The sequence below is a fragment of the Pseudacidovorax intermedius genome (assembly GCF_003350475.1).
Classification (GTDB): Bacteria; Pseudomonadota; Gammaproteobacteria; order Burkholderiales; family Burkholderiaceae_C; genus Xenophilus; species Xenophilus intermedius.
The window spans coordinates 1,202,326-1,215,717 of sequence record NZ_QQAV01000001.1 but is presented as its reverse complement, the minus strand read 5'-3'; the positions used below and the strand labels follow the sequence as shown (position 1 = coordinate 1,215,717).

The window sequence follows — 13,392 nt, the reverse complement described above, 5'->3', positions numbered from 1 at the left end:
CTTCATCGATCAAGGCAGCAAGGCTTGATGCGGCCGCCGCCGGGCCGCCCCAAGGCGGCCGCACCTCCCCCTCGGGGGGTGGCGTTACACGTCGCGGAGCGACGTGAAAAGCCGGGGGGCTCAATGGATTGCTGCCGCCACGATGATCGAGATGCCCAGGCACATCGCCGCAACCACGAGCGCCAGCGCCCGGTTCTGCTTCTCGACGATCTCTGCCCACAGGTCGTAGGGCGTGATCTTGTCGATGATGATGAAGGCCACCCAGAACACGATGATGCCGATCAGCGCATACAGCAGGGTGCCCGCGATGGACACGGGGTGGAGCCATTCGAATTTCGCCATGTGTCTCTCCGCGAAGGGATGAAGAAGGGAAAGGCGCCACCTACTTGTGGCCGCCGCCGCTGGAATAGCCGCCGTAGGAGCCGCCCGTGCTGCGCCAGCTGCTGCCCGACGAGCCCGAGCCGCCGCTGCAGGTCGACAGGATCAAGAGCAGGATGATCACCACCACCACGATCAGGATGATCGTCCCGCAGCCGAGGCCCGAGGCCGCGCTCAGCGGGGCCGCATCGGCCCGCTTGAACTGGTCCTTGCGCGCATCGAGCTTGAAGGCCTGGGCCACGGCCGCGCCGTCCAGCCGGTTGCCGAGCGACCAGGTCAGCTCCTTGTCGGCCCGCTCCAGCGACAGCACCGCGCCCTTTGGGCCGGCGTAGTCGCGGTTGCTGGTGCGCTGGCCGCGCTCGACGCGCCAGTAGAACTCGCCGGCCACGTAGGTGGTCTCGGCGTCGTAGCTGTACTGCTGGCGGTAGGTGGTGCCCAGGTAGCGCGCGCTGGCGCCGCCGCCCGACACCACCGGCGCGCCAGTGGTCGGCCGCACCAGGCTCCAGCCGTCCTCGGCGTCGACCAGGAAGCAGAAGCCCTTCTGCCGGTTGTAGAGCAGGTATTCGCTCCAGCCGAACTGCTCGTCCTCGCCGGGCGAGCGGCCCATGCGGTGCTGGAAGCCCACCACCTGCCAGTCGCTGCCCTCCAGCCGGCCCGTGCTGCCCAGCGCGATCAGCGGCTTCACCGGCTCGTCCTGCACCGCGTACTTCAGCTCGGCGCCGATGCCGGCGCTCAGGTCGATCAGGCTCTTGCAGCTGCCGCAGGTGACGCTCTTGCTGCTCTCCAACTGCGCCGTCACCGGCGCGCCGCAGTTCGGGCAGTTGAAGGCGCGGCCTTGCTCTTCCTTACCGGATTCGCTGCGCAGGCCGGTGAGCTGCAGGTCGGCCAATGCCACCTGTCGTCCCAGCCAGGCCGTGGGCGGCTGGCTGCCGTACTCCAGACTGAGCACAAGGCCCTTGTCGTTGCGCAACTCGACCACGCGGAATGGCTGGCCCATCTCGGGCAGCCGCGGCAATTCGCCCTGGGCCGAGAGCAGCGCCGCCTCTTCGTTGGAGGCCACGGTGTACGACTGACCGTTGAGGGCCGTCGTCATGCCCACGCGCAGGGCGTCGGCGGGCGGCGCCTCCTGCGTCAGCGCATAGGGCAACGAGAAGACATAGCTGCCGTTGTCCTCGCTCAGCGTGCCCTGGCGCTCGCCGTCGAGCTGGGCGATCCATTCGGTCCAGCGGCCGCCGGCATAGGCGTACTGCAGCCGGCCGACCAGGGTGAAGGGCTGGTCCTGCAGGCGGCCGGCGGCAAAGAGCTGCAGCGGACTGAAGTCCTCGAACAGCTCGGCCATCTTGCCCACGCGCGCCAGCTGCTCGCCCCGGCGGACGACCGTGCTCTGGCAGTAGGGGCAGACGGCATAGACCGACTGCGCCGACCGGAACTCTACGGGCGCGCCGCAGCCCGGACAGGGTGCGCGGTAGTGGCGCTGGGTGCCGCCGGCCTCAGCCATGGCGGGAGCGTGCGGCGCGAATCACGTCAGCTTTTTCAGCAGTTCGGTCTTCTTGGCGTCGAACTCTTCCTGGGTCAGGATGCCCTTGGTCTTGAGTTCGGCCAGCTTCTCGAGGGTGGACATCACCTCGGCGGGGCTGACGGTCGGCGCCGCAGCCGCCGCGGCAGCAGGCGCCTGGGCCGGCTGCTGCAGGCCCTGCGCCAGCGTGTTGGCCATCACCTGCCCCAGCGCGACACCCGCGCCCAGCCCCATGGCATCGCCGGCCACGCCACCGCCGTGGCCGCTGTTCTCGGCGAAGACCGGGATGGCCTGGCCCGCCTGGTACTGCATGAACTTGCCCATGTCGTTGCCGACCATGCCCATGCCGATCTTCTGGTCGAGGACCTTCTGAAGCTCCTCGGGCAGCGACAGGTTCTGCAGCGTCATCACGTCCAGGCGCAGGCCGATCTTCGCGAACTCGGGGGCGAGCTGCGCGGCCAGCGCCTGCGCAAACTGGTTCTGGTTGGCCGCCAGGTCCAGGAAGGGCACGCCGCTCGCGGCAATGGCATTGCTGATGTTCTGCAGCACCAGCCCGCGCAGTTGGCCGTCGAGGTCGGCCACCGTGTAGCGCTCGCGCGTGCCCGAGATTTCGGTGTGGAAGAGCTTGGGGTCGGCCACCCGGTAGCTGTAGTTGCCGAAGGCCCGCAGCCGCACCGCGCCGAAGTCCTTGTCGCGGATGGTGATGGGCTGGGGCGTGCCCCACTTCTGGTCCACCTGCTGGCGGGTGCTGAAGAAGTAGACGTCACTCTTGAAGGGCGACTCGAAGAGCTTGTCCCAGTTCTTCAGATAGGTCAGCACCGGCAGCGTCTGGGTTGTGAGCTTGTACATCCCCGGACCGAAGACGTCCGCCACCGTGCCCTCGTTGACGAAGACCGCCATCTGCGACTCGCGCACCGTGAGCGAGGCGCCGTTCTGGATCTCCATGCCTGCCATCGGGAAGCGCCAGGCGAGCGTGCCGTCGCCCTCTTCCGTCCATTGGATGACGTCGATGAACTGCTTCTTGATGAAATCCATCAGGGCCATGCGTTGCTCCGTGCTCGCAAAATGAGGAGCCGCAAATGTTGCCACAGCCCGCGCGGACGCCGGCCGTGGCCGCCCTGGCCATGCAGCCTATGGCAGCCGGGACAGCGACAGGGGCAGGCCTACAATCGGCGCCCTTTTCCAGTGAGCCAGGCAGCGGCGGCGCCTCGACAGCCCGCCGTTTGCGTCGAGGAGCAGCGTCCCCATGTCCGAGTCCAAACCCCTGAGCGCCGAAGACAAACGCGCGGAACTTCGCCGCGCCGCACTCGAGTACCACGAGTTTCCGGTGCCGGGCAAGCTGGCGATCAGCGCCACCAAGCAGATGACGAACCAGCGCGACCTGTCGCTGGCCTACTCGCCCGGCGTGGCTGCGCCCTGCGAGGAGATCGTCAAGGACCCGGCCGCCGCCTTCCGCTACACCTCGCGCGGCAACCTGGTGGCCGTGATCTCCAACGGCACCGCCGTGCTGGGCCTCGGCGACATCGGCCCGCTGGCCTCCAAGCCGGTGATGGAAGGCAAGGCCGTCCTGTTCAAGAAGTTCGCGGGCGTGGACGTCTTCGACATCGAGATCGACGAGAAGGACCCGGCCAAGCTGGTCGAGGTGATCGCCGCGCTGGAGCCCACCTTCGGCGCCATCAACCTCGAGGACATCAAGGCCCCCGACTGCTTCTACGTCGAGCGCGAGCTACGCAAGCGCATGAAGATTCCGGTCTTCCACGACGACCAGCACGGCACCGCCATCACCGTGGCCGCCGCCATGCTCAACGGCCTGAAGGTGGCCGGCAAGGACATCGGGCAGGTCAAGCTGGTGGCCTCGGGCGCCGGTGCCGCCGCCCTGGCCTGCCTGAACCTGCTGCTCAAGGTGGGCCTCAAACGCGAGAACGTGTTCGTCACCGACCTGGCCGGCGTGGTCTACGAAGGCCGCACCGAACTGATGGACGAGGACAAGGCCCGGTTCGCGCAGAAAACCGAGGCCCGCACGCTGGGCGAGGTGATGGAAGGCGCCGACGTCTTCCTGGGCCTGTCGGCCGGCAACGTGCTCAAGCCCGAGATGGTCGCCAAGATGGCGGCCCGGCCGGTGATCTTCGCGCTGGCCAACCCCAACCCGGAGATCCTGCCGGAGCTGGCCCACTCGGTGCGCGGCGACATCATCATGGCCACGGGCCGTACCGATTACCCGAACCAGGTCAACAACGTCCTGTGCTTCCCGTACATCTTCCGCGGAGCCCTGGACTGCGGCGCGACCACCATCACCGACGAGATGGAGATCGCCGCGGTGCGCGCCATCGCCGATCTGGCGCAGGCCGAGCAGAGCGAGCGCGTGGCCGCCGCCTATGTGGGCGAGAAGCTGAGCTTCGGCCCCGAATACCTGATCCCCAAGCCCTTCGACCCGCGCCTGATGATGAAGATCGCGCCGGCCGTGGCCAAGGCAGCGGAAGAAAGCGGCGTGGCCGCCCGTCCCATCAAGGACCTGGACGCCTACCGCGACAAGTTGCAGAGCTTCGTCTATGCCTCGGGCACGACGATGAAGCCGATCTTCGACGCCGCCAAGCGCGCGGCCAAGAAGCGCGTGGCCTATGCCGAAGGGGAAGAAGAGCGCGTGCTGCGCGCCGCCCAGATCGTGGTGGACGAAGGCATCGCACGCCCCACGCTCATCGGCCGCCCGGCCATCATCGCCCAGCGCATCGAGAAGTTCGGTCTTCGCCTGAAGGAAGGCCAGGACTACGACGTCGTCAACGTCGAGTGGGACGAGCGCTACCGCGACTTCTGGCAGACCTACCACCGCATGACCGAGCGCAAGGGCGTGACGGTGCAGGTCGCCAAGATCGAGATGCGCCGCCGCTTGGCGCTCATCGGCGCCATGCTGCTGCACAAGGGCCATGTGGACGGCATGATCTGCGGCACCTGGGGCACCACGCACGCCCACCTGCCCTACATCGACAACGTGATCGGCAAGCGCAGCGGCGCCTCGATCTATGCCTGCATGAACGCGCTGCTGCTGCCCGAGCGGCAGGTGTTCCTGGTCGACACGCACGTCAACTACGACCCCAGCGCCGAGGAACTGGCCGAGATCACCATCATGGCCGCCGAGGAAATGATGCGCTTCGGCCTCAAGCCCAAGGCCGCCCTGCTGTCGCACTCCAACTTCGGCACCAGCGCCCATCCCAGCGCGCTCAAGATGCGCCAGACGCTCGCCCTGCTGCGCGAGCAGGCGCCCTGGCTCGAAGTCGACGGCGAGATGCACGGTGACGTGGCCCTCGACGGCCGCCAGCGCATGAGCGTGATGCCTCACAGCGCGCTCGCTGGCGACGCGAACCTGCTCGTCTTCCCCAACATCGACGCCGCCAACATCTCCTACAACCTGCTCAAGACGGCCGCCGGCGGCAACATCGCCATCGGCCCGGTGCTGCTGGGCGCGGCCAAGCCGGTGCACATCCTCACCGCCAGCGCCACGGTGCGCCGTATCGTCAATATGACGGCCCTGACGGTGGCCGACGCCAACGCCGATCGCTGATCGCTGATCGCCCGGGCGGCAGGCGCGCAACGCGCCTAGCCCCGCACCATGCTGGTGCCGACTCTGCGGAGCGTCAACTTTTTGGCACGTCGCAGGGCATTCCCATTGCCCAATCCTTGGGCATTCGCTTGCTATTTAGGCAGCACTGGGGCACACTGGCGGGCTTGAATTTACGGGTTAACCCGTAAATCGCAGTCCCGTTCTTTAGCCTTCCGGTGCCTCATGGCGGTTTTCGCCTCGATTTCTTCCCCGGTTTCCAAGTTCACGCGCGTTGGCGTTCTTGCGGCAGCCTTGTGGGGAGGATTGGCGGGGATGCCCGCCGCATCCGCCCGGGAGACGACGGACCGGGGCACTTCGATCGCACTGGCGGAACTGCCTCCCCAGGGCCAGCAAACCTACCGAACCATCCTGCAAGGCGGCCCCTTCCCTCACGAGAAGGACGGCACAGTCTTCGGCAACCGCGAGCGACTCCTGCCTCGTGAACCGCGCGGCTACTACCGCGAGTACACAGTCAGGACGCCGGGCGCGAGCAACCGCGGCGCGCGCCGGATCGTGTGCGGGGGCCAGCAGCCCAGCCGACCCGATGGTTGCTGGTACACGGCCGACCACTACGCCAGTTTCAGAAAGATCGTGCCCTGATGCGCACGTCATGGATTGACGCACCAACGCGTCCGGAACAAGTCTTGACCATCATGGAAAGAACAGCGGAGATGAATGAGCAGCCTCTCAAGGGCGTGCGGCCGAACATCGTGCAGTCGATTCGCGCCTTTCGCGTGGCCGATCTGCAGCAGGCGGCGCAAGAAGCGGGCCACCACTTCCTCTATGCCAACCTGGCCGTTGCCCAGAGCAAGCAGGACGTGCTCGACCTGATCGCGCAGCAGTTCACCTTCCCGGCGCACTTCGGCAAGAACTTCGACGCCCTCTACGACTGCATGACCGACCCGCTGTACAAGTCGGGCCCGCAGCCGGGCTTCGTCGTGGTGCTGGAGCAGATCCCGGCGCATGCCAAATTCGACAAGGAAGCGCGCGAGCAACTGCTCGACATCTTCCGGGACGCCGCCGACTACTGGGGCGACCGGAAAGTGCCCTTCCGGTGCTTCTATTCTTTTCTGTAGCCCGTTCTGCACAAGCCGGCCAAGCAGAACGGGCCAGCGAGGCCCCGGTGACCACCACCGCCCCCGTCGATGGCATCGACCTGAGCGGCGAAGAGAAGATGCCCACCGACAAGCTGGTGGACGTCTCCCCGCAGGCGCTGCGCATGAGCAGCCCTTTCAACAGCAGCTACTGGCTGTCTGCCGCCTGAGCCTCCGGACCGGGCGCTGACGAACGAAGCCCGCCGAACGGCGGGCTTTTTCTTGGGCGCGACGCAAGCCTCGAGGACTACTGCGCCATGGCGCACCGAGGCGCCGGCCTTCTTTCAGGACACCGAAGGCAGCGCCTGCGCAAGCGCTACGTACTCGTCCACCGGCACCTCCTCGGCGCGGCGCTGCACGTCGAAGCGGCCCTCGAAGTGGCGCTCGTCCAGCCAGCGGCCCAGGGTATTGCGCAGCAGCTTGCGGCGCTGGCTGAAGGCCAGCTGCACGAGGCGCTCGAGCAGAGCTGGGTCCAACGCCGCCGGCGCCTCGCGCGGGACCATCCGCACCACCGCGCTGTCCACGCGGGGCGGCGGGTCGAAGCTTTCCGGTGGCACGAAGAGCACGTTCTCCATGGCGTAGCGCCACTGGAGCATCACCGACAGGCGGCCGTAGTCGGAGGTGGCAGGGTCGGCCACCATGCGGTCGATCACTTCCTTCTGCAGCATGAAATGCTGGTCGGCGATCCGATCTGCAAAGCGCAGCAGATGGAAGAGGATGGGCGTGGAAATGTTGTAGGGCAGGTTGCCCACCACCCGCAGCCGCTGGCCCGCCGTATCGGCCAAGACACCGAAATCGACCGTCAGAACATCCGCCTCGACGACGGTCAGCTGTGGATGGCTGCGCAGCCGTGCGGCCAGGTCGCGGTCCAGTTCGACCACCGTCAGGCGCCCGAGCCGCTCGACCAGGGGCTGTGTGAGCGCGGCCAGGCCCGGTCCGATCTCGACCATGGCGTCGCCGGGACGCGGCGCGATCTCGCGGACGATGCCGTCGATGATGGCATCGTCGGTCAGGAAATGCTGTCCGAAGCGCTTGCGCGGGGCGTGGGGTTTCATGCGGGCGGGGGGGCGCGGCGGCGATCACGCTCAGGAGGCCGGCGCCTCGCGCATTTCCACGTAGGCACGCTGGCGCACTTCCTGGGCCCAGGCCTCGTAGGCGTCTTCCATCTTGCGGTCGCGCAGCACATTGCGCGCCGCTTCGCGCAGTTCGGCGGGATTGAGCTTGGCCTCACGCCGGCCCTCCACCTGGATCAGGTGGATGCCGAACCGGGTGACGATGGGGTCGCTGATCTGGCCGGGCTGCAGGCGGCTCATGGCCTCTTCGAACTCCGGCACGAACTGGCCCGGCGTGGACCAGCCCAGTTCTCCGCCCTCGCGGGCGCTGACGGTGTCCTGCGAGTTCTCGCGGGCCAGCGCGGCGAAGTCGGCCGTGCCGGCCTGGATGCGCCGCTTGAAGTCAGCCATGAGTGAAACGATCTGCTCCGGCGTGCGGCGCGTGTCGGGGCGCATCAGGATATGGCGCACCTGCGTCTGCGTGACCACGGAATCCGGCGACGCGGCATTCTGCTTGGCCAGCACCTTCAGCACATGGAAGCCCGCGCCCGAGCGCACCGGTCCCACGATGCCGCCCACGGGCGTGGACTGCGTCGCCTCGACGAACAGCGGCGGATAACGGTCGGCCGCACGCAGCCCCAGCACGCCGCCGGTGCCCTTGGCATCGGGTGCGTCGGACAGCTGGGTCGCCAGCTGGGAGAAGTCCTCGCCAGCGCGGGCGCGACGGGCGATGTCCTCGGCCCGCTTCTGCGCCTCGGCGATCTGCGCCGCCGTCGCCTTTTCGGGCACCGTGACCAGCACTTGGGCGAGATTGATGTCGGGCGCGGCGCTGCTCGCGGCCGCGCGCTGCTCGCGCAGGAACTGGTCGATCTCGTCGTCGCTGACCTTCACGCGGCCTTCCAGCTCGCGCTCGCGCAGACGGGTGAGCAGCAACTGGTCGCGCAGGTTGTTGCGGAACTCGTCGCGCGAGATGCCCGCCTCGCTCACCCGGCGACGCAGCTCGGGCAGGCTGACCTGATTCTGCCGCGCGACCACTTCCTCTGCCTGGTCGATGGCCATGGCATCCACACGCACGCCCAGTTCCTTGGCCAGCTGCAACTGCGCACGCTCGGCGATGATCTGCTCGAGCACCTGGCGGTTGATCTGGTCGCGCGGGATCCGCTGCGCCTCCGGCCCGGCCTCGCGCAGGATGCGCTCGACCCGCTTCTGGACCTGGGTGTTGGTGATCGGCTCGGAATTGACCAGCGCCACGATGTATTCCGCGGCCCGCTGGCCCTGCGGCTGTGCCGCCGCAGAAACGGGCGGCGGCAACGTGGAGGTGGCAGGACCTTCACGCATGATGTCGGTGATGCCCCGACGCGGTGTGGCCGCCTGGGCACTGCGGCCTTGCTGGGCCGAGGCGCCCTGGCGTGTGGCGGCGCCACCCTGCTGGGCCTGCGCGGCCGGCGTGGCGGCCAGCAGGGCCGCGCACGACAGGGCGAAGACGGAAAGCTGGAATCTCATGGCGTTGGCCTCCTGGATCAAGCGCCACGCCCGGACAGGCGGGCGGGCTGGAGAAAGCCCCCGTCGCCGGCGAGGCGGGCGGGGTCTTGCTCACTCATAGTTGGTGAAACGGCTCGGCGCCAGCGTGGGCTCGCGCAGCGAACGGTAGCGCGGCACGTTGGTTTGAAGCGTGCGCATCGGGCTGGTTCCGAGGCTGGTGAAGCCCATGAACTCGATCTGGAACATGATGCGCTTGGTGGCCGTGGCCACCCCGGTGCTGACCTTCTCCAGCACGACGCGGCCGATGTAGCAGCAGCCGTCGTACTCGACGCCCATCACCGCATCGGTGACCACCTTGTCGCGCAGGCTGTAGTTGACGCGGCCGACGGCATACCAGCGCCCGCCGCCCAGCCCGCCGCCGGCCTTGGGCGAGCCCTTGTCGCCCCACAGGTCGTTCAGCGGCCATTGCCAGCCCAGGTCGATGGATTCGTAGCCCGAGTTGTTGACGGAGATGCGGTCGTCCTGGTAGCGGTACGAGGCACTGAGCGAGCGGTACGGGCCGGGCGTGTAGCGCGCGGTGATGGCGCGGCGCTCCGACTTGTCGATCTGCGGGTTGTACTGGACCGCGCCTTCGACACTCCATTGTGGATTGATGTTGATCTGCGCGCCCGTCACCACGTCGGATGCCCGGTCGGTGGAGGCGGTGCCGCCCGGCAGCGTCACCAGCTGGTCGGACAACCGCCGCCGCTGCGCAATGCCGAAACGGGCCCGTTCGAAGCCGGTGTCGGGGTCGATCAGCCGGGACGTCACGCCCAGGGTGACCGCCTTGGTGGCCGAGATGCGGTCATTGCCGGTGAATTCGTTCTCGGTGAAGAGCGACGCCAGGCTCAGGTCGCTCTTGGCGGTGTCGTAGACCGGCAGCGTGCTCTGGTCGCGATAGGGCGTGTTGACGAAGAAGGCGCGCGGCTCAAGCGTCTGCGTGTAGGCCTTGCCGAAGAGACTGGTCTCGCGCTCGAAGGTCATGCCCGTGTCGAGGCTGAAAGTCGGCACCGTGCGGTTGGCCGAGGTCGCGCCGTTGGACAGCGGGCCGTCGAAGCTGTAACTGGTACCCGACAGCGTGAGCTTGGGCGTGACGTAGTAGCCCGGCCGCACGAAGGGCCGCGACAGCTGCACCTGCGAGAACAGCCGGTCGGCGTTCGGCTGGCCCTGCTGGGTCGAATTGGCGCTGAAGCGCGTCAGCTCGTTGTTGAAGCTGAAGTCGAAGCCGTTCCAGTCGTACAGCGCGTAATTGGCCGTGAGCTGGGGCAGGCGGTCGTAGGCCGGCGTGATCGGCGCCTCGGTGTAGGTGAGCGTCTGCCACTTCTGGGCGAACAGGCGGCCGCTCCAGTCGCCCTTGCTCCAGTTGACCGTGCCGTCGGCCGACAGCTGACGCGAGGTCAGCGTGGGCGTGCGGGTGAAGTCGCGCCAGTAGTCGTCGTCGCTGACCCGGTCCACCGACAGATTGGCACTGAGCGTGTCCATGCCGAGGGTGCCGGCGTTGAAGTTCTGCCGGTGGCGCAGCCACAGGCCCCAGCGGTCGCGGTTGCGCAGCTGGTCGTCAGGCATGAGGTCGAAGCGCACCTCGCCGCTGTAGTCCTTCTCGAGGTAGCGGAACTCGTTCGCGATATTGATGCCCCGCTTGCTCATCACCGAGGGCGTGAAGGTGGCGTCGCGGTTGGGCGCAATGTTCCAGTAGTAGGGCAGCGTCAACTCCAGGCCGTTGACGCTGTCCATGCCGATGACCGGCGGCAGGATGCCGCTCTTGCGCTGGTCGTCCAGCGGAAAGCTCACGCTGGGCAGGGCCGGCGAACTCATGCCCATGAAGTGCAGTTGCACGTTCTCGGCGACGCCGACGCCCTCGGCGCTGTCGGTGCGGAGGTTCTCGGCACTCAGGAACCAGGCCGGCTTCCAGCCCGGCTGGTCGTCCTCGCGGCGGCAGGTGGTGTAGGTGGCCCGGCGCGCGATCGTGCGGTCGGAATCGACGAAATCGACGCGGTCCGCCGTGCCATGGGCGCCGTTGGTCAGCAGCTGATAGCGAACGCTGTCGAAGAAGCCCTCGAAGGTCTCCAGCTTGAGCTGCAGCCGCGGCCCCTCGTAGATGTTGCCGGCCTGGTTGACGCGCACCTCCCCCTCGGCGGTGGCCAGATCCTGCGGCTGGTCGTAGTTGAGACGGTCGGCGCGGATGACAGTGTCACCGCGACGCAGGGAGGCGTTGCCCTCCACGGTGGTCTCCAGGTCGGGACGGCCGGAGATGCGGTCGCCCTGGACGATGCTGGGACGCTGGCTGCGCTCTGTCGGAAGGATGTTCTCGGTGAGCTGGGGGCTGCGGCGCAGCACCAAGGGCGGCTCGTCGGGCAAGGCGGGCGCGGACTGCGCCCAGGCGCCCTGGACGGCCGCAAGCGCCAGCGTCAGCAGCGCAAGGGGCAGCGGCGGCAGGCGTCGGTGCCCGGGGGCGCGGCTGTGGTCTGGCATGGATGCGTGTGGCAAGCGTCTCGGCGCTGGAGGCGGCCGGTCCTGCGCCCGGCACGCGCCCATCTAGAGAGGGCAGATTTGTAGAATGTTGATTATCCATGACCGCTTCAGCGCCCCCTTCCGGCCCGGCTTCCATCGCCTGGGCCGATGCGTCCCGGGGCCGGGTGTTCGAGGCCTGGCTGGCCCGCATCGCGCCGGCCCACGCCCTGCAACCCGCCACCCTGCGCCCCGCCTCCGCCGACGCCAGCTTCCGCCGCTATTTCCGCATCGACGGCGCGGCGCCCGGCCTCTCCCGCATCGTGATGGATGCGCCCCCCGCCCAGGAGGATGCCCGCCCCTTCGTACAGGTCGCCGCGCTGATGCGCGAGGCCGGCGTGCGGGTGCCGCAGATCCTGGACTGGGACGAGCCCAACGGCTTCCTGCTGCTGGACGACCTGGGCACGCACACCCTGCTGGACGTGATCGACCGCGAGCAGCCCGCGGCCAACCTGCCCCGCTACCAGCAGGCGGTGGACGCGCTGGTGCGCTGGCAGCAGGCCTCCCGCCCCGGCGTGCTGCCTGCCTATGACGAAGCACTGCTGCGCCGCGAACTCGCCCTCTTCCCCGACTGGTATCTGGGGCGCCACCGGGGCGTGATGCTCGACGCGGCGCAGACGGTCACGCTGCAGCAGGCCTATGACCTGATCGTGCGCACCAACCTGGCCTCGCCTGCGGTGTATGTGCACCGGGACTTCATGCCCCGCAACCTGATGGTCGGCGCAGACCCCGACGTGCTGGGCGTGCTCGACTTCCAGGACGCGGTGCATGGCCCCATCACCTACGACATCGCCAGCCTGATGCGCGACGCCTTCCTGAGCTGGGACGAGGAATTCGTGATCGACGTGACGGTGCGCTACTGGCAGGCCGCGCGAAAGGCCGGGTTGCCGGTGGGCGACGATTTCGGCGAGTTCTACCGTGCCGTCGAATGGATGGGCCTGCAGCGCCACCTGAAGGTCGCAGGCATCTTCGCCCGCCTCACCCTGCGCGATGGCAAGCCCAAGTACCTGGCCGATGCGCCCCGCTTCATCGGCTACATCCGCACCACCGCCAGCCGCTATCGCGAGCTGACGCCGCTGCTGCGGCTCATCGACCGGATCGAGGGAACCGAAGCGCCCACGGGCTTCATGTACGGCCGGCCCTGAGGCCGGCACGGCTTGCGGCAGGATGTGCGGCCGCGCTCCGGACAACCAGGGTCCTCAGGCCGGCCCCGGCATGTGCACCGAGCGGTCGGTGTGGATCAGGTCCAGCGGATGCCGCTGACCTGACAGGTAGTCCTCCACGCACTGCAGCAGCAGCGGGCTGCGGTGGCGCTCGACACTGGCACGGATCTCCTCCGGCGTCATCCAGAGCGTGCGCACGATGCCCTCGTCCAGCGCCCGCCCGGGATCGAGCGCGCCGACCTCCCCGGCAAAGGCGAAGCGCAGATAGGTGATGTCGGTGTCGCCCTCGTCGCCGGGCGAGCGGCGCTCGAAGCGGGCCATGTAGATGCCCACGATGGACGTGGGCGTGAAGGCATGGGCCGTTTCCTCCAGGGCTTCGCGGGCGCAGCCTTCGGCGGGCGTCTCGCCGGCTTCGAGGTGGCCGGCCGGGGTGTTCAGGCGCAGGCCCCGGTCCGTGTTCTCTTCCACCAGCAGGAAGCGGCCTTCCTTCTCGATGACCGCCGCCACGGTCACATTGGGTCTCCAGCGCATGAAAAGATCTCCGGACAGGTTGCATGCCCGACGG

Annotated in this window: 12 protein-coding genes; 5 read left to right on the top strand and 7 right to left on the bottom strand. The window is 68.1% G+C overall.

Translation table 11 applies throughout. The annotated features are described in order from the left end of the window. Nucleotides 1-120 precede the first annotated feature (120 nt). From DFR41_RS05345 to DFR41_RS05335, 3 genes are read right to left on the bottom strand one after another with little or no spacing between them, the layout of a single operon-like run. Entirely contained in the window at nucleotides 121-342 is a 222-nt protein-coding gene (locus DFR41_RS05345) for a DUF350 domain-containing protein (RefSeq protein WP_017757264.1), read from the bottom strand. 40 nt (nucleotides 343-382) lie between these two features. Further along, nucleotides 383-1,876, bottom strand: coding sequence for a DUF4178 domain-containing protein (locus DFR41_RS05340; protein ID WP_114801953.1), 1,494 nt, complete (start codon nucleotides 1,874-1,876; stop codon nucleotides 383-385). A 21-nt stretch (nucleotides 1,877-1,897) separates the two neighbouring features. Beyond that, nucleotides 1,898-2,938 carry an SPFH domain-containing protein gene (locus DFR41_RS05335; protein WP_114801952.1) on the bottom strand — a complete coding sequence of 347 codons (1,041 nt, stop codon included), beginning with the start codon at nucleotides 2,936-2,938 and terminating at the stop codon, nucleotides 1,898-1,900. 202 nt (nucleotides 2,939-3,140) lie between these two features. Between DFR41_RS05335 and DFR41_RS05330 the strand changes: the two genes are divergently transcribed. The 4 genes from DFR41_RS05330 (at nucleotide 3,141) to DFR41_RS27650 (ending at nucleotide 6,753) form a co-directional block, all read left to right on the top strand. After that, on the top strand, nucleotides 3,141-5,450 hold the full coding sequence (locus DFR41_RS05330) for an NADP-dependent malic enzyme (protein WP_017759372.1): 2,310 nt from the start codon (nucleotides 3,141-3,143) through the stop codon (nucleotides 5,448-5,450). A gap of 312 nt (nucleotides 5,451-5,762) precedes the next feature. After that, complete coding sequence (locus tag DFR41_RS05325) at nucleotides 5,763-6,089, top strand: guanyl-specific ribonuclease (protein WP_017759371.1); 327 nt, start codon at nucleotides 5,763-5,765, stop codon at nucleotides 6,087-6,089. A gap of 53 nt (nucleotides 6,090-6,142) precedes the next feature. Continuing rightward, complete coding sequence (locus tag DFR41_RS05320; RefSeq protein WP_043112550.1) at nucleotides 6,143-6,565, top strand: barstar family protein; 423 nt, start codon at nucleotides 6,143-6,145, stop codon at nucleotides 6,563-6,565. A gap of 47 nt (nucleotides 6,566-6,612) precedes the next feature. Beyond that, complete coding sequence (locus tag DFR41_RS27650) at nucleotides 6,613-6,753, top strand: hypothetical protein (RefSeq protein WP_017759369.1); 141 nt, start codon at nucleotides 6,613-6,615, stop codon at nucleotides 6,751-6,753. 114 nt (nucleotides 6,754-6,867) lie between these two features. On the opposite strand, the gene rsmA is transcribed toward DFR41_RS27650, so the two are convergent. The 3 genes from rsmA to DFR41_RS05305 form a co-directional block, all read right to left on the bottom strand. After that, nucleotides 6,868-7,638 (bottom strand): 16S rRNA (adenine(1518)-N(6)/adenine(1519)-N(6))-dimethyltransferase RsmA, encoded by a 771-nt coding sequence (gene rsmA, locus DFR41_RS05315; RefSeq protein ID WP_017759368.1) that lies wholly within the window; start codon nucleotides 7,636-7,638, stop codon nucleotides 6,868-6,870. A 30-nt stretch (nucleotides 7,639-7,668) separates the two neighbouring features. Further along, nucleotides 7,669-9,138 (bottom strand): peptidylprolyl isomerase, encoded by a 1,470-nt coding sequence (locus DFR41_RS05310; RefSeq protein ID WP_043112548.1) that lies wholly within the window; start codon nucleotides 9,136-9,138, stop codon nucleotides 7,669-7,671. A 90-nt stretch (nucleotides 9,139-9,228) separates the two neighbouring features. After that, nucleotides 9,229-11,628: an LPS-assembly protein LptD gene (locus DFR41_RS05305; protein WP_114801951.1), complete on the bottom strand. Its 2,400-nt coding sequence runs from the start codon at nucleotides 11,626-11,628 to the stop codon at nucleotides 9,229-9,231. Nucleotides 11,629-11,726: 98 nt separating this feature from the next. On the opposite strand from DFR41_RS05305, the gene DFR41_RS05300 reads away from it, so the two are divergent. Beyond that, nucleotides 11,727-12,809, top strand: a complete 1,083-nt coding sequence (locus DFR41_RS05300) for an aminoglycoside phosphotransferase family protein (protein ID WP_114801950.1) — start codon at nucleotides 11,727-11,729, stop codon at nucleotides 12,807-12,809. Between the two features lie 54 nt (nucleotides 12,810-12,863). On the opposite strand, the gene DFR41_RS05295 is transcribed toward DFR41_RS05300, so the two are convergent. Continuing rightward, a complete protein-coding gene (locus tag DFR41_RS05295) occupies nucleotides 12,864-13,358 on the bottom strand; it encodes an NUDIX hydrolase (RefSeq protein WP_114801949.1) in 495 nt (164 codons plus the stop codon). Between the last annotated feature and the right edge of the window lie 34 nt (nucleotides 13,359-13,392).